The following is a 26,639-nucleotide window of genomic DNA, read 5'->3' as shown; positions in this document are numbered from 1 at the left end:
TTGTCCACCCCCGCGAGCCCCCCCCCTACTTTAAACCATCATGCCCCGCCCGGGCGGGGCCAACTCACCCCACAATACCAAACCAAGTTCAGTCCCCGCTTCAGTTGGCTGTGACCGCGCTTCCGTGATGGCTACGCCTTGGCGGTGAGGTCGGCTCGACAGGGGGTATGCGGCCGCCCATCAACTAGGGAACTTCGTTTGGATCTGGGAGTCCTGGTGTGTGATCGCGCCGTCTGTGGCCCTGTTCGCGTGCTGGGCAATGTAGATCCAGTCGAAGCCGTCGTATCCCTCGGTGTCGAGATGCTGTGCTCGGCTGAGCCCGGCGCGCATCGCCACGCGCTGAGAAGCGAGGTTGGCTGGTCGAACACGGGCGATCAGCGGGAGGTCGGGCAGGTGATGGGAGGCCCAGGTGGCAACTGCGGCTGCGGCTTCACCGGCGAAGCCTTGGCCCCAGGCTGAGGCGGCGAAACGGTAGAAGAGGTTCAGGACTGGGACCCCGTGCAGTTCCATGGACTTGATTCCGCAGAATCCGAGCTGCTGAGCGGAGCCGTGGTGCCGGACGACCCAGTACCCGTATCCGTACTGCCGCCACTGGTCGTCCCAACGCTGGTAGAGCGCCTCTGCTTCCTCAAACCGGGCGAGTGCATCGGAGGGGTTGTGCGTGCAGGTCTGAGGATCGCGGTGGACGGTGAAGATCGCGTCGACATCGGCTGCGGTTGGGCGTCTCAGGAACAGCCGGGCGGTCTGCAGCTCCGCGGCTGCTGGTCTCCGGTCACTCATGTCACGACCGCATCACCGGTGCGGAAGATTCGGTTCAGATGGTGGTCCAGGACTGCGGTGGCGGACTCCGGGCTGCGCTGGCCGACGAGGATGCTGGTGCCGAGTCCCGCAGACATGGCAAGCAGGCCGGCCGCCTCCAACCGCGCGTCCACACCGGGCTCAAGCAGAGCTGCCTCTTGCGCCTGCCGGAGGAGTTCGGTCAGGGCGTCCTCGGCGGCATCAGGGTTCTTGATGAAGGGCTGGGCTGCGAGCGCCGGGTCGTTCACGGCCAGAACCGCGTATGAGGTGTAGAGGTGGTGGAAGGTGCGGCTCTCGTCGTCCGTCGGCAGCGCGGCCATGAGCAGCGCCTCGATCATCGCGCGCGGACCAGGACTGTCCCCGGCGGCCCGTATCCGGGCGGAGACCCGCTCGCCGAATCTCTCCGCCAGAAGTTCAAGTCCGAAGAGCAGCAGCTTTTCCTTGGTCTGGAAGTAGTACTGCACCAGCCGCAGTGATACGCCCGCCTCCGCTGCCACATCGCGCATCCCGACGGCATGCAGCCCGCGTCGTCCAGCGACCCGGACGAGGGCCTGGGCGATCTCGGTGCGCCGTTCTGCGTGGTCCACGCGCTTGGGCATCGACCGGTTCTCCGCTCGTCGTTCCTGCTACCGCTCCCATGAGGACCTTTTGATGATACAGCCGTACCAACATCGTGGTACGTTCGTATCACGAAACCGAGACGCCGGAGGTGGCCATGCCCGAGACCGCTGCCCGAACCCAGGCCGATGTCGGCCGCTACGTGAGTGATTCCTGGCGGGAGCGCCACTTCACGGCCTGCGACGCGCTCTACGCCCTGGGAGCGTCCGCGCTCGCGGAAGAGGACGTGGAGACGTCCTTCGGCACCACGCACGTCTACCGCTACGGCCCCGCGAACGAGGCCGCCCGATCCCGCACCCCCGTCGTCCTGGTGCACGGGGCGGGTTCCTGCTCCGCCATGTGGTATCCGAACACCCCCGCGCTCAGCGCGGACCGCCCGGTCTACGCGATCGACACCCCGGGTGATCCCGGCCACAGCGTGCAGCGCGAGCCGATCCACCAACCCGAACGCGCCGCACAGTGGCTGGACGAGACGCTCGCCGGGCTCGGCCTCGACCGCGTGCATCTCGTCGGCTCCTCCTACGGCGGATGGCTCGCCCTCAACCAGGCGCACCGCAGGCCCGAACGCCTCGCCTCGGTCACGCTGCTCGACCCCGGCGGCCTGGAAAAGGTGGGGCTGCGCTTCTTCGTCTGGATCTTCGCCGGCCTTTTCGCGACCTTCGCGCCCAAGGCGCTCCGCCCGCGGCTGGCGGCCTGGCTGGAACAGCCTGTGCTCGTCGTGCCGGAACTGCGCGCGATGATCAGAACGGCCGTGCGCGCCTACCGCATACGCCGCCCGTCGCCGCTTCCCCTGTCCGAGGAGGAGCTGTCCACCATCCGGACCCCGCTCTATCTGGTGCTCGGCAAGCGAAGCCTTCTCCTGCACCCGCAGCGGCAGGCGGAGCGGGTGCCGCGCCTGATCCCCGGCGCCCGAGCCGAGATCATCTCCGACACGGGCCACGGGCCGCAGATCGACCACGCGGAGGAGATCAACCGCAGGATGCTGAACTTCATGGCCACCGTCGACTGACAACCGCCCACGCCGACGGGACAGGGCGGTGCCGAGGGACGGCCCGGCCAGAGCCCGGGCCGGTAGCGCCTGGACTGCAGGACCCGTTCCACCTGGGCATCCCTGCGTCATGCGAGTAGAGACGCTTGAGGACCTCCATTTGCCCGGCCTGAATCTCATGGTGCGGCAGCTCATGACCGTCGATGGCAACTTGGCGGTCGACGCGGCGGGATGCCGGCCGCCAGGCAGGTGTCCGCAGTGCACGCATCCTGCCACGCGGGCTCACAGCCGGTATTGGCGTCAGATATCCGAGTTACCCATCGGCGGGCGGGGGTTGATCGTCCGTCTGCACATGCGTCGGTTCCTCCGTGATCAAAGCCAGTGCCCACGCCGGACGTTCGTGGAGCAGATGGCGGGTCTGACCGAATCGCCTCGCCGTTCTTCACCGGCGGCAGGGTCGGCGATGAGGGCCGTGGCGATGGAACTCGGTGGGCGCCCGGGTCAGCGTCTGTGCGCGAAGCTGCGGCTCCCGGGCCGACGAACTGCTCTGCCGAGTCAGCTGGTCGCCCCGCCCGTACCGCGGCCCAGGCGCCGCGGACACCAGGCACCGATGAGCTCGCGTTCCGTAAAGGGCGGACCTACGGCACCGTCCTCGTCGACATGGGGACCTCCAGGCCCGTAGACGTCCTGCCCGACCACTACACCGGCTCGGTTGCCGCCTGGATCCAGGAGCACCCCGGCGCCGAAATCGTGTGCCGTGACCGCCTGATGGCCTTCACCAAGGCCATCAGGCAGGCCTGCCCAGCGCCCCGAACGCCAGCACTTGGGCAAGTACCTCCCACATTCGCTCGATGTCCTCGTCCGGCACGTCGAGTTCTGCCTCGATCTCGGCGTCGTCCAGGCCCAGATCGCCCAACGAAGCGGGGTCTAGCGACACGGCGAGCAGCTTGTTCGACAGAGCGATCTCCCGGACGCAGCCATAGGCCGTTCCCTGGTCCTGCGTCACAAGGCAATGAGTGTCCAGCCCGAGCGACACGGCCTGACGGGAGGGTTCGCTGATGTTGCTCAGGAACAGAAGGATGAAGCCCTCACCGTCCCCGTCTTCGGCAACACCGGCCGTCATTACGTCGTTGTCGGGGTCGACCTCTGCCGCCACTGCACGAGCGGTGAACCGGTACGTCATAGCTGGGTTCTAGCAGGAGACGCATGCTGGCCAGCACGCAGGTCGACCACCATCAGAAACGGCGTGCAAGTGTCACGGACGTCCGTGGACCGCATCGGCGCCTGGCCGACCGATCGCCGCACTGGGCCCGGCCCGACAACCCGGCGGGCGGTGGACGTGGACGGCAAGAGCCTGCGCGGCGCCGCCAGAGCCGACACACCATGATCGTCACGGGGGTGGGTGAGTCGGCGATGTCGTGCCTGTGGAGCCGGAAAACCTGAGGTCAGCTGCTATGGATCAAGGTGACGGGCACTGGTGCGGAACGGTCATGGTCCGGTCACATTCGCCGCACGAAACGGTCATGGGCCGCTGTGAGCCTCCTGTGTGTCCCCGCGACAGGTCCGGGGAGAAGGAAAGGCTCAGACTGTGTCAGCGCTGCTCGTTCTGCCCCTGCCACGTGCGCCATGCAGGGAACCGGGGTGTGGTCCTGCGAACCATCACGCGCAGACGCACCGCGCCTTCCTCGCGCTCCCCGACGGCGCCGCCCTCGGCGCCGTTTGGTACGCGTAGCTGCGAGGGTCCAGCCGTTAATGATCAACATCTGGGGGATTCCATGTTGAAGTCACTTCGCCTGTTGCTGCTCACTTCACTGGCAGTGGGCACGCTGATGACCACTGCCGTCGGGCCGGCCAGCGCCGCGCCGGAGAAGATCAACCGGGATCAGGTGCTTTCGATCTCGGACAAAAAGACCGCCGAGTGGACGCCGATCGGCGGGTTCCAGGTTCAGCTGCGCTATGGCACCTACGACGGTTCCCAGTACGGCTGGGCCAAGTTGGACAACTTCCCGGCGGACCGGCAGGGTGCCATCTGGCTGGAGACCAGTTCCGACGGCGGCTCGAACTGGGTCACCCGGTCCATCTACAGCACGACGGTGAGCGTGTTCACCGAAGGTGTCCAAACCAGGTCGGACAGCAGCTTCGTGATGCGTGCCTGCTACCGGGGCCCGGAAACGAACAAGTGGTGCACCGACAAGTGGTGATCGGCTAACTCGATCGTTCATGAGGGGCCGTCGGCTTGCTGACGGCCCTTTGTGGTGGGTGTCGTTAAGGATCTTCGGAGTATGGGCAGGCTGATGGCCCGGTTGTCGCGTCGGGTGGGCGCCGGGTTCCACGGCTCCGGAGGGTGGTGGTGTTCGCAGAGACGGGACGCTGCTGGTCAGCCGGGGTTCGGGAGGGCATGGAGCCGTTCCAGGACATGAGTGATCACGTCGGTCCAGGGCCAGTGTCTGGCGAGGCGGAGGGAGCGGCGGCGGCCGGTGGTGATGAGCTCGACGTGTGTGGAGTCGGATGTGGTGTCGAGTTGACGACGAGAAGTTCTGATGCCACTCCGGCGGCCGGGGTTCGGTTCTGGGCTGTGTGGAGGGATGACCGGAAGTCATCTGCTGGGCAAGGCCATCCTCGTAGGGTTGGATGTGTGATCCTCTGGCTGAACGGCACCTTCGGTGCGGGCAAGACCACGACCGCCAAGGAACTGACCTCGCGCATTCCGGACTCCAGGCTCTTCGATGCCGAGAAGGTCGGCGAGATGCTCTGGCATGTGCTCGGGGTCCCTGAACGTGACTTTCAGGATTTCCCGCCGTGGCGAGGGCTCGTGGTGGAAACCGCACGGCAGGTTCTCGACTACGTGGGTGGCACTCTGGTGGTCACCCAGACAGTGCTGGTCGAGCAGTACTGGCAGGAGATTCATGACGGTTTGACTGCAGCTGGCGTTCCCGTGCACCACTTCCTGCTGGACACGGACCAGGACACGCTGGTCGAACGCATCGAGACCGACACCAAGCCAGAGAGCATCAGTGCTCGCCAGTGGCGCCTTGATCACCTGGGCGAGTACCAGCGCGCCCTGTCCTGGCTCCGTCGGGAAGCCCAGGTCATCGACACCACCGATGTCGTTCCCGCCCGCGTCGCGGAGATCGTCATGGAGAGGGTTCCAGTCGGCTGACCGGTCTGGCGAATTATCGGACGGCTTGTCCTGTGGAAGCCTGGTTCAGCCAGCTCCCGCTCGTTCCGCCTGGGCTTTGGTATGGGCGAGGCGGTAGGACTCGGTGCCGGTCTGGATGATGGCGCCGTTGAAGGGCAGCCGGTCGACAATGGCCGCGCAGAGCCGCTTCGAGGGCGGTCGCGCCGGGGAAGGCGCCCAGCTTGCGCAGGGGTTCACGTCCGCTGGAGTGCCGTCAGCCGTTTTACGGCCGTGAAACTCGCCCTGCGTGGTCGGCGCCGCGCATGTCGATGGCGGAAAGTCTCATGCGCCGAGCCCGATCCGGTCGGTGGGGTGAATGAAGGTGAAGTCGCGGGCGTCGAAGCGTGCCACCTGCGTGCGCAGCCGGCCGGTGGACCAGGGCCAGCTGAAGCTGTTGCGGCCATTGGCGTCGAGGTAGTAGCTGCGGCATCCGCCGGTGTTGTAGACGGTGCCCGCGAGGGCGGCCTGCAGTTCGGTGTTGTACGCGGTCTGCACGTCGCGGCGTACCTCAACCGACGCCCACCCCTCGGCGCGTGCCGAGCGGATCACGGCGAGGACGAGATCGAGCTGGGCTTCGAGGATGGTGAATGCGGAGCTGTGTCCGGTGCCCAGGCCGGGACCGAGAAGCAGAAACGCGTTGGGGAACCCGGCGGTGACGGTACCGAGGTACGCCTCGGGGGAGCCCTGCCACTGGTCGGCGAGGGAACGTCCTGCGCCGTCGTGGATGAGGTTCGACAGAGGCATGTCGAGGATGTGAAAGCCCGTGCCGAGGATTATTGCGTCCACTTCGGCGCTGCTGCCGTCGGCGCCGAGCACGGTGCTGCCGTCCACCGTGCGGACCGCGCAGGCGTGCACGTCCACGTTCGGGCGGGTCAGGGCCGGGTAGTAGTGGTTGGAGAACAGGATGCGCTTGCAGCCGATGGTGTAGTCGGGGGTCACCTTGCGGCGCAGTTCACGGTCGCGGATGGTGGCGCGCAGGTGTGCGCGTGCCACGGCCTGTACGCCGCGTAGCAGCGAAGGCCTGCGGAATCCGCAGCCCAGCAGTTCCATGGCCCGGTACTCCACCGCAGCCAGCGCGGCCCGGGCGCCGGGCACGTGCCGCATCACCCACCGCTCGGCCTTCGGTATGCGATGGTCCGGCTTGGGCAGCACCCACTGGGCAGTGCGCTGGAACAGGTGGAGCCGGTCGACCTGCGGGGCGATGGCCGGGACGAACTGCACGGCCGACGCCCCGGTGCCGAGCACCGCGACCCGCTTGCCGCGCAGTTCGTAGTCGTGGTTCCAGCGCGCGGAGTGGAACACCTCGCCGGGAAACTCCGCAAGGCCCGGGATATCGGGGATGCGTGGCTCGTTCCACGGCCCGGCACCGGCGATCAGGAACCGGGCGGTGAACTCGCCGGCACTGGTACCGATCCGCCATCGGGCCGCGTCGTGCTGCCAGTGCGCCTCGGTCATGCGCACGCCGAACCGGGTGTGCTCGCGCAGCCGGTGCCGGTCGGCGACCCCTTGCACGTAGGCGAGGATCTCCGGCTGATGCGCGTACACCCTCGCCCAGTCCGGGTTCGGCGCGAACGAGTAGCTGTAGAGCCGGGACGGCACATCGCACTGGCAGCCCGGATAGGTGTTGGCCCGCCATGTGCCGCCGAAGTCGTCGGCGGCCTCGATGATGAGGAAGTCCCGAATCCCGGCCTCGCGCAGCCGGACCCCCGCGCCGACCCCGGAGATGCCGGCTCCGATGACGATGACCTCGAAATGGGTGCTCATGCCGTGGTGCTCCTGTCGATGGCTCGCCGGACGCGGTCGGGTGCGGTACGCAGGGAGACGTCGAGGGTGGCCGGGCGGCGGGCGATGTCCATGAAGTTGAAGCCCATGACGGCCAGTTCCTCGGGGCCGGGCTCGATCCGGACGACGCGGGTCCCCGCTGCCCGCAGCAGGTGTTCCTCCGCGTCGAGGGTGCGGGTCATCCAGCGTCTGAGGACGCGTTCGAGGCGGCTCAGCCCGGTGGCGGGCGCGTCCTGGGACGTCGTCATCGGGGCGACGATCACCACTTCGTCCAGGCCGAGCGGGGCAACGAGGTCTGCCGACGTCGGCGACAACACCCCGCCGTCGAGGTAGGCGCGCCTGCCGATCCGTACGGGAGGGAACCACCCCGGGATCGCCCATGAGGCGGCCATCGCGCTGCCGATGTCGGCGACGGGGGCGTCGGGCGAACCGAACGCGACCCGTCTGCCGGTGCGCGTCTCGGCCGCCACCAGCCACGTATGCGACGAGTCGAGCCACGTGTGGCCGTCCGCCAGCGCGGCGCCGAAGCCCCGCAGCCACCCCGCATCCCCACGGCCGCGCGGCAGGAGGCCGAGCAGCCCCGAGCCGAGCGGGACACGGCCCCGCGCTGCCGCCGCCGCCAGCCCGGCGCCCGGCAGGCCCGGCCACGGAACCGGTGGCAGGGCGCCCGGGTGCGCGCCGACGTGCCGCAGGAGCAGCGGGTCCGCGCCGGACCGGCCCTGCAGTGCCGCGAGCAGGTCGGAGACCGACCGGCCGGACCCGAGCACGGACACGACCTCCGCCCCCGTCGACGTCCCCACCAGCACCTGTGCCGTGCGGGCATCCCAGTCGAGGCGCTCCTCCACCGCGGCCAGCGCCGCAACCGCCCATGCGAAGCCGAGGGTTCCGCCGCACCCGACGACCAGTCCGCGTCGCTGACAGTCCGCCATGGATTCTCCTGGTATTGGAATTCCAATGGAATCTGAAAGCTAGCGGTATCCTGCGGGGGTGGCAAGACTGACCCGGGCCGAGAGCCAGGCCCGCACCCGCGAACACCTCCTCGACACCGCCTACACGCTCTTCCTGGGCGACGGCTTCACTGCGACGTCAATGGAGCGTGTCGCCGAGGCGGCGGGCTACTCGAAGGGGGCGGTGTACTCCAACTTCGCCACGAAGAACGAGCTGTGCCTGGCCGTGCTCGACCGCATCGCCGCGGAACAAGTGACACAGCTGGCCTCCGCGATGGGCGACGCACCCCGCTTCGAGGACCGGATCGCGGGATTCGCCCGCTGGGCCGACGAGACCATCGGCGACAGCTCGTGGACCTCGCTGGAAGTCGAGTTCGCCACCGCCAACCGCCGCGACAAGCGGGTGTGCGAGCAGCTTGCCCAGCGTCGGCGCGCCGTCACCCGCACCCTCGCGGACCTGATCCGGGCGCAAGCGGACGAACTCGGCATCACACCTGCCCTGCCCGCCGACACCGCCGCCCTGACCCTGCTCAGCCTCGGCATCGGGCTCGGCGTCCAGCGCGCCTTCGACCCGACCGTCCCTGTGCAACCCCTCGTCGACCTGCTGCGCAGCGTCATGAGCGGGCACCCCTGAGGGTCCCGTGCTGCTGCGCCGACGGACGGGCACCCGACCGGAAGGGGCGACTTGGAGGCTAGCGGGGCGATCGGCGCGAAGGCCGCGTTGCCGAGGACGCGCCGGGGGCGTCGCACCGCTCACGGAGCCGTCGCCGACCCGGAAACCCCTGCGGGTGGCCTTGGCCATCATCTCCCGGCGCTTGCGCGTCAGCAGCCCGTACGTGACACCCCCCACGGTCAACGCGGAGGCCACGCCGATGCCGCCGGTCTCCGGCGCGGCGAGGGCCTGGTCCCGGTTCTCCCGCAGATCCTGGGCCATCTGCCAGTTGGTGTCCGGGTGCCTGCCGACCAGGTAGGCGCCCTCCCCCGCCGCTGCGAGCCAAGTGATCCGGAAGGCCGGGCGCTGCCACCCGGCCCGGTGGGAGGAACGCCCCACGCGGCGTTCGGCCTTCGCCAAGACCCGGGTACCCGAGCGTCAGACCGTGGCGTCGGTCCGCTTCACCCCGCCCCGTCCATGGGGCGCCCGGCCAGGAACCGGCCCGATACCGAACGCGAGGGATTCGGCGGTCACTTCCACCTGCTTGTCGAACCTCGTCTGCGCCATGCAGTGCCCCGGCGGTGCACTGTGTGCGGATCAGCGGGCGACCGAGATCGCGAAGGGCGCGAATCCGCTGGACCGAATCACGTGCGGTACGAAAAGTATCGCGGCCTCCGTGGCGCGGGCGGTCTGGATCCCGCCGAGATCAGTGATCCACTCCTTGCGCCAGCCGAGGTTGAGGAGCAGTTCACGGACGGCCTGCTTGGCCTGCGGGTCGTCGCCGGAGAGGAAGGCGTCGGGCGCCTGGGTGAGCGTGGCCGGCGCGGTCATCACCGGGAAGAGCATGGTGTTGAGTGTCTTGACGACGCGCGTTTCGGGGAGCGCTTCCTGAAGTTGCTCGGCGAGGCTTGAGCCGGGGTAGATCAGGTCGGCGGGCAGTCCGTCCGGTCCGTCGACGGTGGCGTTGGAGACGTCGACGAGGATCTTGTCGCGCAGTTCCTCGCGCAGGGCGACGAGCCGGTCCAGCGAGCCGGCTCCCGGGGTGGCGTTGATGACGATCTGGGCTGTCCGGGCAGCGTCGGCGGCGGCGCCCGGCGCGCGGTCCGCCACCCTCACCTCATGCCCTGCCCGGGTGAGGGCTGTGGCCAGGTTGCCGCCGACGCGGCCGTTTCCGAGAACTGCGATCGTGGTCATGATGATCTGGTCCTTCCGTGCGTGCAGGTTGTGGTGCGCGGTCAGCGGGAGAGCGTGGCGACGGCCTCGGCGTGGACGCCGGGCGCGGCGGCCAGGAAGCTCTCGCTCTGCGGGGTCCAGGGGCGGCCCTCGGCGTCGGAGATCTGTCCGCCGGCCTCGGTGACGAGCAGCGCCCCGGGCAGCAGGTCCGCGCGGGCGCCGGCGAACTGCCAGAAGGCGTCGATCCGGCCGGCGGCCACGTTCAGCAGGTGCAGGGTCGCGGGTACGGCGGTGCGGACGACGAGCGCGTCGAAGAGCATCGCGGTGATCGAGGAGCCGACGCGTCGTACGACCTTCTCGTCCTCGTCCGGCCGGGCCTGGCTGGTGGCCACGATGCTCAGGCCGAGGTCCGCGGTCCGGGAGACGTGCAGCGGACTGCCGTCGAGGTGGGCGCCCGCGCCGGTGAGCGCGGTGTAGGTCTCGCCGGTCAACGGCAGGTGGACCGCGGTGAGCACCGGCTGGTTCTCACGTACGAGGGTCGCGGTCACCGCCCACTCCGGCAGGGCGTGCAGGTGGTTGACGTTGCCTTCGGCCGGATCCACGACCCACCATTCGCCGGGTGGCAGCGCCCCGCCGCCCAGTTCGTCCTCCACCCAGCCGGCGTCCGGCCGTAGGCGCGTGAGGCGGGGGCGCAGGATGTCGAGGGCCGTGTCGTCGTTGGCGGCGAGCGCGCTCATCAGCTCTTCGCGGGTCTGGTAGCGGACCACCTCGCCGAAGCGCTCGCGCAGCGCCGAACCGGCCGCGCGCACGGCGATCGCGGTCTGGGCGAGCAGGTCGGCGTCGGAGGCTGCGACATCAGTGGTCTGAAGCGTTTCGGACATGGCAGTACTCCCGTGTGAGGAGGGGTGTTGAGGCCGGTCGGGGCAAGCTGTGCGTTCCGTCTTGCGCTCTCGTCTCGACGGTATAGAGGCCCTTCATTAACATCAAATGCATGTCAAGCACGTCTAGGATTACTCCCATGCAATTGGATTTGAACCTGCTCACCGCGCTCGACGCGCTGCTGGAGGAGGGAAGTGTGGCGGGGGCTGCCGCGCGCCTGCACGTCACCGCCCCCGCGATGAGCCGGAGTCTGGGCCGAATCCGGCGCACGACCGGGGATCAGATCCTGGTGCGCACCGGGCGCACGATGACGCCGACGCCGTATGCGATCGCCGTCCGGGAACAGGTGCACGAGCTGCTGCACCAGGTCCAGGGGGTGCTGGCACCGAGCCGTGAACTCGATCTGGCAACGCTGGAGCGCACTTTCACACTCCGCTGGCACGATTCCCTGGTCGCCTTGAGCGGCCCCGCACTGCTCACGGCCGTGCGCGGACAGGCGCCGGGCGTGCGATTGCGCTTCGTCGCGGAATCGAGCATCGACACCCCCGAGTTGCGGCGCGGCGAGGTCGACCTGGAGGCGAACGCCAATCGCCCGAGCGCACCGGACATCCGCGCCGAGAACGTGGGCGAGACCCGCCTCGTCATCGTCGTGAGGCAAGGGCACCCTTTCACCCGGGTCAGGACCGTCACCGCAAAGCGGTACGCCGCCGCTGAGCACGTCACCGTCTCGCGACGCGGAAACCTCAGCAATGCGATCGACGACGCCCTCGCGCGGCTCGGCCTCACCCGCCGCGTGGTGGCGACCGCGCCCACGGAGGCCGCCGCGCTGGAGTTCGCGCGCGGCTCCGATCTCCTGATCAGCGTCCCCGAAGCCACCACGCGGTCAGCGGTCGCCGACCTCGGCCTGGTCGTGCTCCCCCTCCCGCTCGAACTGCCTTCGGCGCCGATATACCTGTCGTGGCATCAGCGCTACGACACCGACCACGCCCACGCCTGGCTGCGCGGGCTGGCGCGAACCGCGCTGGCCATGGGCGGAGCGTCGTCGTAGTCGGCGCCGTCCGGCCGCTTCCGCCACCGCCTGCGGGAGTTCGGCGGTCACGAGACCGCCGTCAGCACGATCTTGCCTTGGAGGTGGCCCTGCGCGGCTCGCGTGTGTGCGCTACCCGCCTCGGGCAGCGGGTAGGTGCTGTCCACCCCGACCTGGAGCTTGCCTTCGTCGAACAGGCGCCCGATCTCGGCGAGCTGGGGGCCGTTGGAACGCACCTGAATGTTCGAGACCGTGATGCCCAGACTCGCCGTCTCTTCCGGGTCGTACTGGGCGAAGAACACCGGAAGCATGGTGCCGCCGCGCTTGAGCACGGTCAGGAAGCGTGAGCTGTCCGGGCCACCGACAGCGTCGATCACCAGGTCGACATCGCTGACCACGTCCGCGGCCTGCGTCCTGGTGTAGTCGATGAACTCATCGGCGCCGAGCATGCGCAGGAACTGCTCGTGCCGGCCCGAGGCCACCGCGATGACGTGTGCCCCCTTCCATTTCGCCAACTGCACCGCGAAGTGGCCCACTCCACCGGCGGCCCCGTTGACCAGCACGGTCATCCCCGGCGTGATCGGCACCGGCTGATGCACCTGGCCGGTGAAAGGAGACGGCACGTCGTGGCCGAGATCAACCAGGTACTGCCAGGCCGTGAGCACGGCCATCGGCGCCCCAGCCGCCTGCACGTGGTCGATACCGGCCGGCTTGTGAGCCAGGTCCGAAGCCGGCGCGGCCACGTACTCGGCGTATGTCCGGCCGTCGAATCCGGGGAACCGCAGCATGCCGAAGACCTCGTCACCGACGGCGAACCCCAGCACGTCCGGAGCGACCGCCTGGACCACGCCGGACATGTCCGTTCCGGGGATCAGGGGGAACTCCAGCGCCGGCCTCACCTCGGCCGGCATGACCTTCATCCCTTCACGCAGGTACCAGTCCGGCGGGTTGATGCCCGCCGCGTGCACCCGGACGAGCACCTCGCCCGGGCCGATCCCGGGAACCGGCACCTCGTCATACTGCAAAACTTCCGGCCCGCCCGCTTCGTGGAACTGGATCGCCTTCATCGCGCCTGTCGCTTTCTTGGGAAACCGTTGCTCCTTCAGTCAAGGTCCAGGACGGCACGGCCGTCCAAGACCGGTTCGGCAACCTGCCCATTCCGAAACGGCATGACGCCTACGCTGGAAGGGTGAACGATCTCGGACAGGACCTGGAACTGCGGCTGGTGCGCTACTTCACCGTGGTGGCGGCGCACCAGCACTTCGGCCGGGCCGCCGCCGACCTGCACGTGGCCCAGCCGGCGCTGAGCCGCCAGATCCAACGGCTCGAAAAGCATCTCGGCGCACGACTGCTGGACCGCGACCCCAAGGGCACCCGGCTCACTCCGGCCGGCCAGAGGTTCCTCCCCCGTGCCCAAGCCCTGCTACAGGCCGCCCGCCAGGCCGAGTTGGCCGTGCGTGAACAAGCCGAGACCGAACGAATCGCCATCGGCTACGTCGAAGACTTGGTGATCACTGCCGCCGTACGGGAACTGCGCCGCCGTTACCCGGACGCCGAGATCGCCACCCGGTACCTGAGCTGCCGCGACGTCGGGGCGCTGTCCGACAAGCGCGTCGACGCCCTGATCGCGCGGGCCCCGCTGCCGCTCGCCGCCGACGACGTGTTCACCACGCCGCTGTACGAGGAGCCCCGGATGCTCGTGGTCCCGCGCGGCCATGCCTTGGCCAACCGCACGTCGGTGACCGCGGAAGAACTGGCCGGCGAGGAGGCGGCGCCGTGCGCGTTCGAGACCGCGGACTGGACTTCGTACCGGATCCTCGGGACCGGCGTGCCGCTGATCGAGAGCTACGAGGACAAGCTTGAACTCGTCGCGAGCGGCAGGGCGATCGCCGTGCTACCGGTCGGCGATCGGCGTAGCTCACTGCGTCCCGACCTTGTCACCGTCCCGGTCGAGGGCGCTCCCACGAGCCAGGTCGTCCTGGTCAGCCGCAGGGGCGACCCGAATCCGATGATCAGGAATCTCCGGCTGGCGGCCCAGGCCGTCCTGACCGCCCCGGCAGCCTGACCGGGACCCGCTCGCTTGGCGCTGAACCGCCCCAAGCGGTGCTCACGCGCGCTGTGTTCGTCGCGCATCTGCCGGTATCGCTCGGGGTCAGGTTGTACGGGCTCAGCGTCCGGCCCTGTGGCGGCCACCAGGGCGACCTTGCCACCGTGCCCAGCAGCGGTCAGCGCAGCAAGTAGGCGGACCACACAGGTCGGGCAGTCGGCTCCGGGCATGCTCAGAGCGTCGGGACTGTCGGACAGACAGCGCACACGATCAGGTGGGCGGGGTGATCGTCGGCCGCTCTTCCCGGGCCGCGTGGGCCAGCTGATGGCGCCGAGAACGAGGCACGGTTCCTGGACGCTCGCGGACGCGGTGGTGGACAGTCGACGTACGCGTCAGCCGGCCCGAAGACCGACCGCCAGCGTCAGTTCAAGGACCCGTTGTGGCGATGCGAGATCCGGAAACAGCTCCCGCAGCTGCGACATCCGGTACCGGACGGTCTGGGGATGGACGAACAACGCCGCCGCCACCTCGTCCCGCCTGCCCTGGTGCAGCAGCCACGCCCGCAGCGTTTCCTCCAGCCGCCGTGCGGTCGCGACAGGCAAGGCCTGCAACGGTGCGAGGGCTCGGGCCCGCAGGTCTGCGAACGCGTCCGCGTCGGCGCTCAGCACCAGCTCGGGCAGGTGGTCCTCGGTGTCGCGAATATCGGAGGAGAGGGAGCGGGCGCGTACGGCTCGTGCGTACGAGGCGGACGCACGAGTCCATGGCCGGGCCGGGCCGACCACGACGGTGCGATCGGTCAGCCGCCGCAAGAGATGTGATCGGTCGGCATCGGGGACGAGCAGCACACCGGTGGCGTCCGGCAGATCGTCGAGGACGAGGGTGCTCGGGTCGAGCACGCGGTAGGCGGGCCGGGCCTGGGCGGCGGGCAGCAGGACCGCGGTCAGCGAAACCGGGGGCTGCCACCCGGCCCGTCGAACAGAGGCCAGCAGCACGTCCGGGCTCGCGCCGGCGAGGAGGTCGCGGGCCAGGTGTTCCAGGTGGCGCTCGTGGGCCCGGCCCCGGGCGGCCAGTTCATCGGCGTGGCCCGCGGCGCTCGCGGCGGAGAGCTCGTCGATGTAGGCGAAGGTCAGCTCGGCGAACTTGGCGACCTCGGCGGCGGGCAGACCCGCGGGTACGGCACCCGCTGCCAGGCATCGCCAGGCCACGCGGGCGCCCACGCGGTAGGCGCTGAGCAGGGCGTCCATGGAACGGCCGTCGCGGACCTCGCCGCGGCCCAGCTCGTAGGCCGCGTCACCGGCGTCGCCGCCCGTGGCGTTCCCGCTCGCGAGGTCCAGGTAGTGCCCCAGGGCGGTGCGGACGGCTCGGCGGATGGTGCCGCCCATGCGGCCCGAAAGGGCGTTGGCGTAGGGAGGGACCTCGTCGATGATCGCCTGGACGACCTCGTCGGCGGTGCTCTTCAGCGTGGCCCGAATCGCAGTGACCGTCGTCTCATCCAGGGCCAGTTCGCTGGCCCTCCGGATTGCATGCCCCATGTTTTGTTCCCTGCGAACAATTAAGCCGACCAGATTCACGTCCTACGGACAGGACTTTACGCCCTGAGGCGCATCAAGCTGGAGCCATGACGAGTGCAGCCCTCCGCAGCAGGGCGTGGAAGCTACTGGAGATGGTCACGACGCCGCTGCTGCCGTCGGACTACCTCGACCTGGTCAGCCCGCTGCGTGCGGGCGCTGACCTGCGTGGGCGCATCGAGGCCGTGCGCCCCGAGACGGGTGACGCCGCGACCATCGTGATCAGGCCGGGACGGGGCTGGCGCGGCCACACGGCCGGTCAGTATGTGCGGATCGGGGTCGATGTCGACGGGGTGCGCCTGTGGCGTGCCTACTCCCTCACCTCGCCGACAGACCGCCGGGACGGCCGCGTCACGATCACCGTGAAGGCGATCCCGGACGGCAAGGTCAGCAACCACCTGGTCCGCAGGGCGAAACCGGGCACGCTGATCCAGCTCGACCAGCCGACCGGTGACTTCGTGCTGCCGCAGGCCAAGCCCGCCAAGGTGCTCTACCTGACGGCCGGCAGCGGCATCACGCCTGTGATGGGCATGCTGCGCGACACCGAGTTCGACGACGTCGTCATGGTCCACTGCGCGCCGCAGCCGCAAGACGTGATCTTCCGCAAGGAACTGCACGACCTGGTCGCGGACAAGAAGCTGCAGCTCACCGAGGTGCACACCGACACAGACGGCATGCTCGACATCGCCCGTCTCGACGAACTCGTGCCGGACTGGGCCGAGCGCGAGACCTGGGCCTGCGGGCCCGCGGGCCTGCTCGACGCCGCAGAAAAGCACTGGAGCGAGCACGGCGTCCCAGAGCGCCTGCACACGGAACGCTTCCGCCCCAGCGTCGTGGGCCCCCCCGGCGGCGGGGGGGGGACGTTAAGCCCCACCCCCCCCCCCCCCCCCCCCGCCCCCCCCCCCCCGCCGCCCGCGGCGAGGTCACTTTCAGCGCCACCGGCAAGACCGTCGACGCGGACGGCGCCACGCCGTTGCTGGACGTCGGCGAGGAGGCCGGCGTGCTCATGCCCTCCGGGTGCCGCATGGGCATCTGCTTCGGCTGCGTCACACCGCTCAAGGCGGGCGCCGTCCGCGACCTGCGCACCGGCGAGATCACCGAGGCCGAGCCGGGCGTCCTCATCCAGACCTGCGTGTCCGCCGCGGCGGGCCCCTGCGACATCGAACGGTAGGAGCACCTTGACCGCCATCGACCCCACCGCCCACCTGACCGCGGAGCAGATCGAGGAGCTCGGCCGCGAGCTGGACGCGATCCGCGACGAGGTGATCGCCGGCCGCGGCGAGAAGGACGCCGCCTACATCCGCAAGGTCATCTCGGCGCAGCGCACGCTGGAGCTGGTCAGCAGGGGCGTGCTGCTGTTCTCGTTCTTCCCGCCCGCGTGGCTGCTCGGCACCGCCGGTCTGTCCGTGGCGAAGATCATGGACAACATGGAGATCGGCCACAACATCCTGCACGGCCAGTGGGACTGGATGCGGGACCCGAAGATCCACTCCACCACGTGGGAATGGGATCACGTCTCGCCGGCCGACCAGTGGAAGCACTCGCACAACGAGCTGCACCACACGTACACCAACGTGATCGGCAAGGACAACGACCTCGGCTACGGCATCATGCGCGTCGACGAGGACCAGAAGTGGCACCCGTTCCACCTCGGCCAGCCGCTGTGGAACTTCATCAACGCCTGCTTCTTCGAGTACGGCATCGCAGCGTACGACCTGGAGCTCGGCAAGAACCTGCACAAGCGCCGCCGCAAGGACCCGGAGTTCCGCGCGCGGGCCAAGGCCGTGGGCCGCAAGATCCGCAAGCAGGTGCTGAAGGACTACGTGATCCACCCGCTGCTGTCGGGCCCGTCGTTCCTCACCACGCTCGGCGCCACGTTCACCGCGAACCTGGTCCGCAACATCTGGTCCCACTCGGTGATCATGTGCGGGCACTTCCCCGAGGGCGTGCAGGTCTTCGAACGCCGGTCGATCAAGGGCGAGACGCGCGGCCAGTGGTACCTGCGCCAGATGATGGGCTCGGCGAACATCAGCGGCAGCAAGGCCATGCACTTCATGACCGGCAACCTGTCGCACCAGATCGAGCACCACCTGTTCCCGGACCTGCCGAGCAACCGGTACGCCGAGGTCGCGGTGAAGGTGCGCGCGCTGTTCGAGAAGTACGAGCTGGAGTACGTCACCGGGCCGCTGCCCAAGCAGGTGTTCTCCGCGTGGCGCAAGGTCGTCCGGCTCTCGCTGCCGAACAAGAAGCAGCCCAAGGTCAAGACACCGGACCGCGAGCAGGAGCTCGTCGCGGCCTGAACCCGATACTGGCTCAGATCTTTCCGCCGTACCGGCGGCACCGCCCCCGGGTTCGGTGAGATCCGTTGCGGACGGTGGGCGGCCGCGACATCAGGCCGTACGACATGGAGCCCGTGCAGCTGTTGAACGGTGTGAAGGTCATCGGGGTCGATGAGCACGTGTGGCGGCACACCCGCCGCGGGGACAAGTACGTCACCGTGATCATCGACCTCACGCCGGTGCGCGCCGGTACGGTCCAGCGAGACTGCTGGATAGGATCCCGGGCCGCTCCAAGGCCGCGTGGCGATCACGCCCCTGTTGCCGAACCGGGGTCAGGCGGAGAACCCGTGCACGCCTCGGCCACCGAAGACACTTTGCATTGTGAAGAGCCCCTTGTCGTCTCCTGTACGGAGCCGGCTCTGTGGCCTCACACGTCAGTGGGCGGTGAAGCCGCCATCGACGGGGAGAGCTGTTGCGGTGACGAAGCTGGCGCCGGGGCTGCACAGCCACAGGACGGCCGCTGCGACCTCGTCCGCGCTGCCGAGTCGGCCGATGGGCTGTTCCTTGAGGATCCCGGCCATGGCCTCGGCCTGGCCTTCGAGCATGTCGGCGACCATCGGGGTGTCGATGACGCCGGGGCACACGGCGTTGATGCGGATGCCGCGGGGCGCGTACTCGACCGCGGCGCTGCGGGTCAGGCCGATGACGCCGTGTTTGGAGGCGTGGTAGGCCGCGCGCTCGGGCAGTCCGACGAGCCCGCCCAGGGATGAGCAGTTGACGATGGCGCCGCTGCCCTGCTGTCGCATCTGTCGCAGTTCGTGCTTCATCGCCGCCCAGACGCCGCGCAGGTTGACGGCGTTGACCCGGTCGAAGTTCTCGGCCGTCTCGTCGGCCGCGTCGGTCGGCGGAGCCTGGATGCCGGCGTTGTTGAACGCCATGTCCAGGCGGCCGTACTCCGTCACCGCGCGCCGCACGGCCGCTTCCACGTGCTGTTCGTCGGTGACGTCGCAGACGACACCGATCGCCCGCTGTCCGCGCCCGGTGATCTCTTCGGCTGCTTTGTGGACGGCATCGGGGTCGCGGTCGGCCAGCACCACGGCGGCGCCGGAGTCGGCGAAGGCGCGAGCGGCGGCCAGGCCCATGCCGGAGGCGGCGCCGGTGATGAGGGCCACCTGCCCGGAGAAGTCGTAGGTGGGGTTCATGGGGGTTCTCCCGTCGAGATCAAAATGAGGTGGCGCCACCTGCCCGGGATGTTCGAGGTCCCGGGCGAGGGCGGCTGGGATCGGTGAGTGAGGGATCAGGGCTTGAGCAGGGTCTTGATGGCGCGGCGCTCGTCCATCGCCTTGAATCCCTCTGCGGCCTGATCGAGCGGGAGGGTGAGGTCGAAGACCTTGCCCGGGTCGATCTTGCGGTCCCAGATGAGCTGGATCAGCTCGGGCAGGAACCGGCGCACGGGAGCGGGGCCGCCGTGCAGGTGTACTTCGGAGAAGAACAGTTCCTCGCCCGGAAGCTCCACCCCGTGGGCCACGCCCACGTATCCCACGTGTCCGCCGGGACGGGTGGAGCGGATGGCCTGCATCATCGATTCCTGGGTGCCGACGGCCTCGATCACGCTGTGGGCGCCGTATCCGCCGGTGAGCTCCTTGATCCTGGCCACGCCCTCGTCGCCGCGCTCAGCGACGATGTCGGTCGCGCCGAACTCGCGCGCGAGCCTCTGCCGCGACGCATGCCGCGACATCGCGATGATCCGCTCCGCGCCCAGCTGCTTCGCGGCCAGAACGGCCAGCAGGCCCACGGCTCCGTCACCGACCACGGCCACGGTCCTGCCCGGCCCGGCCTCAGCGGCCACGGCGCCGAACCAGCCCGTCCCCAGCACATCGGAGGCGGCCAGCAGCGAGGGGATCAGATCGTCGTCCGGCATTCCGGGGGTGGCGACGAGGGTGCCGTCGGCCAGCGGCACCCGCAGGTACTCCGACTGTGCCCCGCCGGCACCGACGTACTCGGCGTGAGCGCACCGTGACTGGTAGCCGGCCTCGCAGATCTCACAGGTGTTGTCCGAGGCGAAGAACGAACCGACGACGAAGTCACCGACCGCGATGTTCTTCACCTCGTCGCCGATCTCGGTGACCACCCCGACGTACTCGTGCCCGATCGGGGTCGGTTGTGTCACGTCGTTGATCCCGCGGTAGTCCCACAGGTCCGAACCGCACACGCAGGTCGCCGACACCCGGATGATCGCATCCGTCGGCGCGACGATCGTGGGGTTCTCACGCTCTTCCACCCGGACATCACCCGGGGCATGAATGACAGCTCCACGCACTTGCAGCATTCCTTTTCACACAGATTTTCTGGGGTTGCTCCTCACCGTGCCTCGCCTCGCGGATGCCTGCCAGGCACTCTCAGGGACCCCCACACCAGGAACAGGCGTCCTAGCCTGGAAGCCATGGAGTTTCAGCAGGAGATCCGGGGCTTCCTCATGAGCCGCAGGGCGCGGATCACGCCCGAGCAGGCCGGGCTGCCCTACGTCGGAGGCAACCGCCGCGTCAAAGGACTGCGGCGCGAGGAAGTCGCGATGCTCGCCGGCCTCAGCGTCGAGTACTACACCCGTATGGAGCGCGGCCAGCTCGGTGGCGCGTCCGAGAGCGTCCTCGACGCGATCGCCCGTGCCCTGAAACTCGACGACGACGAGCGCGCCCACCTGTACGACCTGGCACGCAGCGTCGCACCCGGCGCACGCCGCAAACGCCCCCAGCGCACCTCCCCCATCACCGCATCGGTGCAGCAGGTCCTCGACTCCATGAGCGTTCCCGCCGTCGTACAGAACGGCCGCCTCGACCTCCTCGCCGCCAACGACCTGGGCCGCGCTCTGTACGCCGACCTTTTCACCATGGCCCAGCAGCCACCGAACATCGCCAGGTACGTGTTCCTCGACCCGCGTGCCGAAGATTTCTACGCCGACATCGACGAGGCGAAGACCCAGCTGGTCGCAATACTCCGCGCGACCGCCGGACGCGACCCGCTGGACAAGCAGGTGAGCGAACTCATCGGCGAACTCTCCGCCCGCAGCACCGATTTCAGCACCCGCTGGGCCAAGCACAACGTGCGCCGCCACTCGCGCGGACGCAAGGTCGTCCACCACCCGGCCGTCGGCAGGCTGGACCTCGCCTACGACGACTTCGCGCTACCCGGCGACCCGCACGTCTCCATCACCACCTACACCGCAGATCCCGGTACCCCCAGCGCGGACGGTCTCACCCTGCTGGCGACCTGGGCCGATACGCAGAAGCAGGCGCAGACGGCCAACGACGAAGTACGACCCCATAGCCCCCGTCACCCTTAGGTGCTCGATCTGCTCGGCCGGTCACCTCCTGCCCGTCGTGGTCCACCGCGACGGCACGGTCCACGCACCGCGGCTCGACTGCGATCCGCCTCTGGACGCGGCTGCTCCCCCGTCGAGACGCATGGACTGAACCTGCCGGACGAGAGCGTTCTCGTTTCTTCGACGGGCTCATCCAGCCCGCCGCCCGCGGCCCGGTACTGGCCAGCCAGGCACCGGTCCCCCACGACGCATGCGGGCGAACAACCCGGACGTCTGCCTGGCGGAACTGCCAGGCCATCTGGGGATGTTCGCTCCGTTGCCGCAGCTCTTCACCCACGCTCACGGGCAACAGATCCGGTGCAGGGACGACATCCGTGATCTGCCGACCCTGCTGGTGGTGCTGCGGGAGATGGCGAAAGGACGTGGGTTCGCGCTTTCCGAAGGAGGTTCGGCGGCGAACCGACGGGGGGGCCACTGGGCCATTGGATGAGCACGTCACCACTGAGTGGTTCGAGAAGGCGCTGCGGGTGCTGATCAACTCGGTCGTCTTCCGATCCTCCGGCCAGGACTGACTACAGCCGGCACCTACGTCGAAATGGCCTCCCGGCTCACCGAACCCGTCCTCCTCGGTCTCGCCGACCTTGCCATCCGCAGTCGCGTCAAACGCTAGATGTGCCGTCTTGGGGCGCTCTTCGAAAGGTGTAGCTCTTCCTCTGGGGAGATCCTGGACCTGGCTGTGAGGTAGTCAGCCCTGGTGGAGCTGGAGCCACTGGTCGAGGGCGGCGGAGTCGGTGTCCGTGAGGCCTTACCGCGGGTCGGTGATTTCGTCGTCGACCCAGATGAAGGTGCGGCCGGCGGCCCAGTCCGCCAGCGTGCGGGTCTTCCAATGGAGCTACTGTTTCCAGCATTTGACACCTCCACCGAGGATGGCCGCGGCGCTGGCAACGGTTCCCGGATGGCCGGCCCAATATCCTGCGCGAAGTATGGACTGGAGGCTCCGGTCGGCGGCGGAGGCCCAACACCGATGATCACCGGAGTCACCAGGGGGAGCCCGCAGCATGACCGGCACCACGGAGGCCTTTGGCGGGTCGGCTGCAGTCGACGATGCAGCACGAAGCGTCACGCGCCCGTTCTACGTATACGCCGTGCTCGCCAACACGCTGTTCCAGCGTGGCGTATTCGTTCTCTTCCTTCAGCAGCGAGGCTTCTCCGCCGGGCAGGTGGCTCTGCTGCAGACACTGCTCTACCTTGTCAGCGGACTGGCGGAGTTGCCGACGGGAGTCATCGCCGACCGTATCGGCAGGCGTGCCAGCATCGTGATCGGCCAGATCCTGATAGCTGGATGTCTGCTCGGTCAGGTGGCGTTCTCCAACTACTGGATGTTCCTGGCGCTGTTCATCGGGCAGGGCGTGGGCATGGCATGTGTGTCCGGTTCGGACACCGCCCTGCTGTACGACCTGCTCGTACGTCGAGGTGCAACAGCCGTCTACGTCAAGATCAAGTCCCGGTTCACCATGCTCGGGACGGTCACCTCGGGAGCTGCCATCGTCCTCGGCGGCCAACTGCAGCAGTTTTCCTGGGGAGTCGTCTACGTCGGTTCGGCGGCGTGCCTCGTCCTGGCCGTGGTGGTGCTGATGTCACGGGTGCCCGAGATCCGCGGCGCGGACGCGGTGGACGAGCAGGACGGAGCCGAGGAGCATGGCGACGCCACAGCATGGCGGGCGATGCTTCGGGTCGCCACGCCTGCGCTCGTGACGCTTGTCGTGGTGTCCGGATTGATGCATGCGACTTTGACGCCGTACATCATTTTTACGCAGAAGACCCTCTCCGATCAGGGAGCGGGCACGGCATTGGTCAGCGTGGTCATAGCGGCGGGATTCTTCGCCGGCGGGCTCACTCCGCTGCTGTCGGACCGCGCGGACCGGCGCATCGGGTATCGGGTCGTGGTCCCGGTGTCTCTCCTGACGCTCGCCGCGGCGCTCGGCTTCAGCGGCCTCGGTCTTGTCTGGGTCACCATCGCCGCGTTCCTGGTCCTGGTCGGGATTCCCGAGATCAGCGCCGTGATCGTGGACAACGTGTTCAACGAGGCCGTGCCGTCGCGCCACCGGGCGAGCCTGCTGTCGATGATCGCATTCGTGGAATCGGCGCTCATCGGCATCGGCTATCTCGTCCTCGGCGCGCTCATGGACGGGCTGGGCTCCAGTGTGGGCATGGCCACCTACGCCGCGGTCCCCCTGCTGGCATGTCTCCTGTGGCTCCCGGTGCTCTTCCGAGGGGCACGGGTGACCACCGAGATCGAGAAGGCCGCCGACCAAACGGCATCCTGAAACAGACCATCTCGCGCAACGTCCTGCCCGACGGCAGGGGCGTTGCTCGTTGACATGTCGCTCCCAGTCAGCGGTGGAGCAGACATCGCGACGATCAGCGCCAAACGGGAGGGGAAGAATCTCGCCACTGAGAAAACCTCACTGGCCGGCCCCGCAACATCCCACCCCAGAACGCCACCGCCGATACCAACCCGAGAAATCGCACCCGGCGCACCGGCATCGATAGGCACACTCGCAAAGAATCAGGCCATTTCGCACCCGGTCCGCGTCGGCCACGGAGCCAACCGGCGAACAGAAGGAAAGACCGCCCACCTCCTCGCCTCCTGACAGCCACTCAGTCAATCCGGCCACTCATTGAACAGGCAAACTGGTCCGAAACCAAAGCGACGGGAAAGACTCCGGCTCCTCACCCTGCAACGGGAGCAACAAAGCGGGTACTTCAACGCACCGAGCACACAAACAGAAAGGAGATACACCATGCAGCCAATGACACGCCGGGCCATGACAGGAGCCCTCATCACCGTGGCCCTGGCGGGCCCCCTGAGCATGCCCGCCCACAGCGCTCCCGCTTCGCTGTACGCCCCCTCGGCCCTGGTCCTCACCACCGGCCACGGCGAGAACGCCGCCACCACCACACCCGAGCGCGCCGTCACAGTGAACTGCGCCTACACCACATCGGGAACCCACCCCGATCCGCGGCAGGCCTGTGCGGACCTGGACCGCGTGAACGGCAACCTCGACCGCCTCGCCACACTCCGCGGTAACGCGACGGGACAGCCCTGCACAAAGGAGTACCGCCCCATCACCGTCACGCTACAAGGCGTATGGCGCGGCACACGCGTGAACTACGAGCACACCTTCGCCAACTCCTGCCTCAAGGAAACCCGAGGCGCAGCGCTGTACGCCTTCTGAGCCACACCGCTCAGGCACAGCCACCGGCGGGACCCAGCCGCCGCACCGCGACACCCTCCACTCCCCGCCCAGCCGCGACACCGACGGCACGGGTCCCGCCCACCCCAGCATCCGACAACGCCACACCGGCCTGAACCACCCAGCACCCCACAGGACACACGCCACCGGCCAGGGCAGCGAGCAGACACCCCACCACAGCCGAGCCCAGACCGGTCCCGACGGATACTCCGGCCCGACCCGGGACGCAGCGGGCCCGCACCGCCGTCCCGCCTCCCCAGCCTGGGCATCGCCCGGCGCCCCGGCAGCCGCCGCCGGCAGGCAGACCGGGACCGGCTCCGCCCGACGGTCACCGACCACCCCGCTCGCGGCCAGCCACGGCAGCCCACCCAGGGCGCGCTGCATCCGCAACAGGCAACCAGGGACGAGCGCCCGGCACTGCCGGCCAGGACCGCCGTTCTTTGACGCGCTGCACGCGGACAGGCCAACCCCCTCGAAACAACCGCCGGGGTCACCGTCACACGGCTCGGGTCGGGACCGTGCGCACCACCACCGGGAGGGCCGCTCAGTCGAGACAGAACTCGTTGCCCTCGATGTCCTGCATCACGATGCACGACTCATTGACGCCATCGGCACGCAGCAGCCGCACCCGCACCGCACCGAGCGCGACCAGCCGCGCACACTCGGCCTCAAGCGCAGCCAGACGCTCCTCGCCCACAAGCCCGGTACCGACCCGCACATCGAGATGCACTCGATTCTTGGCGACCTTCCCCTCCGGAACACGCTGGAAGTAGAGCCGCGGACCCACGCCCGAAGGATCAACACACGCAAACCACGAACCCTGGTCCCCAGACGACTGGGAACGCTCGAACTCGTCCCACGTCGCAAACCCCTCCGGCGGCGACGGGACGACGTACCCCAGCACCTCACACCAAAACCGAGCGACACGCTCAGGCTCAGCACAGTCGAAGGTCACCTGAAACTTCCTGATCACTGACATCGGCGCACCATAACAGGGAGACACAGCAGCCCATCTCCCCACACGAACCCACGAGTTGCCGGAGGAACCACCCTCGTCGGCACCGACTCCACCGAACCCGACGGCGATGCCGATGGATGGCGACGCCTATGCCTCCAATGAGTTGCCCGCCATTCCGGACCAGACCGCGGCCACGGCCCTCCCCGTGCTTCCGACAACAACCTGCCAATCACGAGCTGCTGACCCAGCAGGGGGCACTCACCGGGGGGCGCCGGGGGTGTTCGCCGAGGGGTGTTCTTGCTGCGTTGCCACGTCAGAGGGTGGCGTGTGCCTCTGCGGCGCATGCGCCCGCGCCCGGCCGACTACGTACGAGAAATCCGCCGCATCGGAATCGCCCAGATCACCCTGCCAACGGGGGAGGTCGCCGCCCGCGCACGCTCCTTTTACCGACGCATCGGCCTGAGAGCACTCCAGGGGCAATTCGAGACCACCGAGAGAGGACGGGCAGTGAGGATGGACCCTCGACAGCGCAAGAACGACAAGGCGCCGACAGAGGGGATCCAACCTTTCATGCTCAGCATCCGCAGCGCAGCAGCCGCAATGGCAGCGGCCACGATGGCAGTCGTCGGCACAGCCGGCAGCGCGGGAGCCACGGAACCGTGGTTCACCGTCGAGCAGTACGACAGCATCCACTTCGGCATGACGAAAACCGAAGTCCTCGCCATCACCGGCGACTCCCCCGGCTGCACCGTGAGCGCCACCAGTATGAGCTGCCGTGCCGAATCCGCCGACTATCCGCCCTACGGCGGCTTCAACTTCACCACCGACGGCAAACTCTACCGCAAATTTCAAGATCAACTGCACGAACCCAAGAAGCCGTCCATCACCACCGCCCAGTACAACCGCACACGCCTGGGCATGACCGAAGCGCAACTATGGGCAGTAGTGTCACCGGATTCCTGCGCGATAGGGGACGAGTCCTACCCCAACTGGCCCGCCACCAACGGACACCAAGTCCTCCACGTCTGCACCAACAAAACCGGCCTCTTCGCACCCTACGCCCGATTCCAATTCACCGACGGCATCCTCACCTGGAGTAAATCCAACCTCTAACAAAAACACACGCAAACAACAAAAGAGACCAAGAGTGAAATGAGGAACGAAGCAAG

At 68.5% G+C, this 26,639-nt stretch carries 25 protein-coding genes and 4 pseudogenes; 15 read left to right on the top strand and 14 right to left on the bottom strand.

Going from position 1 to position 26,639, the window contains the following annotated elements; translation table 11 throughout:
• Positions 1-180: 180 nt before the first annotated feature.
• Both ACFWYS_RS25230 and ACFWYS_RS25225 read right to left on the bottom strand, forming a co-directional pair.
• Complete coding sequence (locus tag ACFWYS_RS25230) at positions 181-780, bottom strand: GNAT family N-acetyltransferase (RefSeq protein ID WP_384773107.1); 600 nt, start codon at positions 778-780, stop codon at positions 181-183.
• Positions 777-1,397 (bottom strand): TetR/AcrR family transcriptional regulator, encoded by a 621-nt coding sequence (locus ACFWYS_RS25225; protein ID WP_384773104.1) that lies wholly within the window; start codon positions 1,395-1,397, stop codon positions 777-779. Before ACFWYS_RS25225 ends, ACFWYS_RS25230 begins: the two co-directional genes overlap by 4 nt.
• A gap of 116 nt (positions 1,398-1,513) precedes the next feature.
• Here ACFWYS_RS25225 and ACFWYS_RS25220 point away from each other — a divergent pair, with 116 nt between their 5' ends.
• The 3 genes and pseudogenes from ACFWYS_RS25220 to ACFWYS_RS25210 all read left to right on the top strand — a co-directional run.
• Positions 1,514-2,425: an alpha/beta fold hydrolase gene (locus tag ACFWYS_RS25220; protein WP_384773101.1), complete on the top strand. Its 912-nt coding sequence runs from the start codon at positions 1,514-1,516 to the stop codon at positions 2,423-2,425.
• Positions 2,426-2,534: 109 nt separating this feature from the next.
• Positions 2,535-3,086 (top strand): transposase family protein, encoded by a 552-nt coding sequence (locus ACFWYS_RS25215; RefSeq protein ID WP_384773097.1) that lies wholly within the window; start codon positions 2,535-2,537, stop codon positions 3,084-3,086.
• Positions 3,065-3,154, top strand: a pseudogene (locus ACFWYS_RS25210) (hypothetical protein); the annotation flags it as partial. The gene ACFWYS_RS25215 and the pseudogene ACFWYS_RS25210, both read left to right, overlap by 22 nt.
• A gap of 37 nt (positions 3,155-3,191) precedes the next feature.
• On the opposite strand, the gene ACFWYS_RS25205 reads toward ACFWYS_RS25210, so the two are convergent.
• Entirely contained in the window at positions 3,192-3,587 is a 396-nt protein-coding gene (locus ACFWYS_RS25205; RefSeq protein ID WP_384773094.1) for an Imm10 family immunity protein, read from the bottom strand.
• Positions 3,588-4,233: 646 nt separating this feature from the next.
• Between ACFWYS_RS25205 and ACFWYS_RS25200 the strand changes: the two genes are divergently transcribed.
• Both ACFWYS_RS25200 and ACFWYS_RS25195 read left to right on the top strand, forming a co-directional pair.
• Complete coding sequence (locus ACFWYS_RS25200; RefSeq protein WP_384773091.1) at positions 4,234-4,605, top strand: hypothetical protein; 372 nt, start codon at positions 4,234-4,236, stop codon at positions 4,603-4,605.
• Positions 4,606-5,039: 434 nt separating this feature from the next.
• Entirely contained in the window at positions 5,040-5,564 is a 525-nt protein-coding gene (locus tag ACFWYS_RS25195) for an AAA family ATPase (RefSeq protein WP_384773088.1), read from the top strand.
• Between the two features lie 45 nt (positions 5,565-5,609).
• On the opposite strand, the pseudogene ACFWYS_RS25190 reads toward ACFWYS_RS25195, so the two are convergent.
• The 3 genes and pseudogenes from ACFWYS_RS25190 to ACFWYS_RS25180 all read right to left on the bottom strand — a co-directional run.
• Positions 5,610-5,729 (bottom strand): annotated as a pseudogene (locus tag ACFWYS_RS25190) (AAA family ATPase); the annotation flags it as partial.
• Positions 5,730-5,864: 135 nt separating this feature from the next.
• Positions 5,865-7,346 (bottom strand): flavin-containing monooxygenase, encoded by a 1,482-nt coding sequence (locus ACFWYS_RS25185; RefSeq protein ID WP_384773085.1) that lies wholly within the window; start codon positions 7,344-7,346, stop codon positions 5,865-5,867.
• Positions 7,343-8,293: a patatin-like phospholipase family protein gene (locus tag ACFWYS_RS25180; protein WP_384773082.1), complete on the bottom strand. Its 951-nt coding sequence runs from the start codon at positions 8,291-8,293 to the stop codon at positions 7,343-7,345. Before ACFWYS_RS25180 ends, ACFWYS_RS25185 begins: the two co-directional genes overlap by 4 nt.
• Positions 8,294-8,351: 58 nt before the next feature.
• Here ACFWYS_RS25180 and ACFWYS_RS25175 point away from each other — a divergent pair, with 58 nt between their 5' ends.
• A complete protein-coding gene (locus ACFWYS_RS25175; RefSeq protein ID WP_384773080.1) occupies positions 8,352-8,945 on the top strand; it encodes a TetR/AcrR family transcriptional regulator in 594 nt (197 codons plus the stop codon).
• Between the two features lie 456 nt (positions 8,946-9,401).
• Here ACFWYS_RS25175 and ACFWYS_RS25170 read toward each other — a convergent pair whose 3' ends face one another.
• Genes ACFWYS_RS25170 through ACFWYS_RS25160 form a run of 3 tightly spaced genes read right to left on the bottom strand, consistent with a single transcriptional unit; the run spans position 9,402 to position 11,017 of the window.
• Positions 9,402-9,530 carry a hypothetical protein gene (locus ACFWYS_RS25170; RefSeq protein WP_384773077.1) on the bottom strand — a complete coding sequence of 43 codons (129 nt, stop codon included), beginning with the start codon at positions 9,528-9,530 and terminating at the stop codon, positions 9,402-9,404.
• 30 nt (positions 9,531-9,560) lie between these two features.
• Positions 9,561-10,157, bottom strand: coding sequence for an NADPH-dependent F420 reductase (locus ACFWYS_RS25165; protein ID WP_384773074.1), 597 nt, complete (start codon positions 10,155-10,157; stop codon positions 9,561-9,563).
• Positions 10,158-10,198: 41 nt separating this feature from the next.
• Positions 10,199-11,017, bottom strand: a complete 819-nt coding sequence (locus ACFWYS_RS25160) for a 3'(2'),5'-bisphosphate nucleotidase CysQ (protein WP_384773071.1) — start codon at positions 11,015-11,017, stop codon at positions 10,199-10,201.
• A 137-nt stretch (positions 11,018-11,154) separates the two neighbouring features.
• Here ACFWYS_RS25160 and ACFWYS_RS25155 point away from each other — a divergent pair, with 137 nt between their 5' ends.
• Positions 11,155-12,063 carry a LysR family transcriptional regulator gene (locus ACFWYS_RS25155; RefSeq protein WP_384773068.1) on the top strand — a complete coding sequence of 303 codons (909 nt, stop codon included), beginning with the start codon at positions 11,155-11,157 and terminating at the stop codon, positions 12,061-12,063.
• Positions 12,064-12,110: 47 nt separating this feature from the next.
• Here ACFWYS_RS25155 and ACFWYS_RS25150 read toward each other — a convergent pair whose 3' ends face one another.
• Positions 12,111-13,109 carry an NADP-dependent oxidoreductase gene (locus ACFWYS_RS25150; RefSeq protein ID WP_384773065.1) on the bottom strand — a complete coding sequence of 333 codons (999 nt, stop codon included), beginning with the start codon at positions 13,107-13,109 and terminating at the stop codon, positions 12,111-12,113.
• 122 nt (positions 13,110-13,231) lie between these two features.
• Here ACFWYS_RS25150 and ACFWYS_RS25145 point away from each other — a divergent pair, with 122 nt between their 5' ends.
• Positions 13,232-14,107, top strand: a complete 876-nt coding sequence (locus ACFWYS_RS25145; protein WP_384773062.1) for a LysR family transcriptional regulator — start codon at positions 13,232-13,234, stop codon at positions 14,105-14,107.
• 374 nt (positions 14,108-14,481) lie between these two features.
• On the opposite strand, the gene ACFWYS_RS25140 is transcribed toward ACFWYS_RS25145, so the two are convergent.
• The gene (locus ACFWYS_RS25140; RefSeq protein WP_384773059.1) at positions 14,482-15,621 is read right to left on the bottom strand and encodes a PucR family transcriptional regulator; all 1,140 of its coding nucleotides are present in this window, start codon (positions 15,619-15,621) and stop codon (positions 14,482-14,484) included.
• A gap of 131 nt (positions 15,622-15,752) precedes the next feature.
• On the opposite strand from ACFWYS_RS25140, the pseudogene ACFWYS_RS25135 reads away from it, so the two are divergent.
• The 3 genes and pseudogenes from ACFWYS_RS25135 to ACFWYS_RS25125 form a co-directional block, all read left to right on the top strand.
• A pseudogene (locus ACFWYS_RS25135) lies at positions 15,753-16,828 on the top strand (ferredoxin reductase).
• A gap of 7 nt (positions 16,829-16,835) precedes the next feature.
• Positions 16,836-17,957 (top strand): fatty acid desaturase family protein, encoded by a 1,122-nt coding sequence (locus tag ACFWYS_RS25130; RefSeq protein WP_384773056.1) that lies wholly within the window; start codon positions 16,836-16,838, stop codon positions 17,955-17,957.
• Positions 17,958-18,082: 125 nt separating this feature from the next.
• Positions 18,083-18,246, top strand: a pseudogene (locus ACFWYS_RS25125) (ISL3 family transposase); the annotation flags it as partial.
• A gap of 124 nt (positions 18,247-18,370) precedes the next feature.
• Here ACFWYS_RS25125 and ACFWYS_RS25120 read toward each other — a convergent pair.
• Together ACFWYS_RS25120 and ACFWYS_RS25115 are read right to left on the bottom strand one after the other, a co-directional pair.
• Entirely contained in the window at positions 18,371-19,138 is a 768-nt protein-coding gene (locus ACFWYS_RS25120) for an SDR family NAD(P)-dependent oxidoreductase (protein ID WP_384773053.1), read from the bottom strand.
• A 95-nt stretch (positions 19,139-19,233) separates the two neighbouring features.
• Complete coding sequence (locus ACFWYS_RS25115) at positions 19,234-20,256, bottom strand: zinc-dependent alcohol dehydrogenase family protein (protein ID WP_384773051.1); 1,023 nt, start codon at positions 20,254-20,256, stop codon at positions 19,234-19,236.
• 123 nt (positions 20,257-20,379) lie between these two features.
• Here ACFWYS_RS25115 and ACFWYS_RS25110 point away from each other — a divergent pair, with 123 nt between their 5' ends.
• The 3 genes from ACFWYS_RS25110 (at position 20,380) to ACFWYS_RS25100 (ending at position 24,494) form a co-directional block, all read left to right on the top strand.
• Positions 20,380-21,276 carry a helix-turn-helix transcriptional regulator gene (locus ACFWYS_RS25110; protein ID WP_384773048.1) on the top strand — a complete coding sequence of 299 codons (897 nt, stop codon included), beginning with the start codon at positions 20,380-20,382 and terminating at the stop codon, positions 21,274-21,276.
• 1,037 nt (positions 21,277-22,313) lie between these two features.
• On the top strand, positions 22,314-23,582 hold the full coding sequence (locus ACFWYS_RS25105; RefSeq protein WP_384773045.1) for an MFS transporter: 1,269 nt from the start codon (positions 22,314-22,316) through the stop codon (positions 23,580-23,582).
• Between the two features lie 477 nt (positions 23,583-24,059).
• Entirely contained in the window at positions 24,060-24,494 is a 435-nt protein-coding gene (locus tag ACFWYS_RS25100; RefSeq protein WP_384773042.1) for a subtilase-type protease inhibitor, read from the top strand.
• Between the two features lie 562 nt (positions 24,495-25,056).
• On the opposite strand, the gene ACFWYS_RS25095 is transcribed toward ACFWYS_RS25100, so the two are convergent.
• On the bottom strand, positions 25,057-25,491 hold the full coding sequence (locus tag ACFWYS_RS25095; RefSeq protein WP_384773039.1) for a VOC family protein: 435 nt from the start codon (positions 25,489-25,491) through the stop codon (positions 25,057-25,059).
• Positions 25,492-25,983: 492 nt separating this feature from the next.
• Here ACFWYS_RS25095 and ACFWYS_RS25090 point away from each other — a divergent pair, with 492 nt between their 5' ends.
• Complete coding sequence (locus tag ACFWYS_RS25090; RefSeq protein ID WP_384773036.1) at positions 25,984-26,583, top strand: BLIP family protein; 600 nt, start codon at positions 25,984-25,986, stop codon at positions 26,581-26,583.
• Positions 26,584-26,639 lie beyond the last annotated feature (56 nt).

The organism is Streptomyces sp. NPDC059010 (genome assembly GCF_042740355.1).
Lineage (GTDB): Bacteria > Actinomycetota > Actinomycetes > Streptomycetales > Streptomycetaceae > Streptomyces.
Note: the sequence above shows the minus strand (reverse complement) of the source record. Positions and strands in the feature narration are given on the sequence as shown.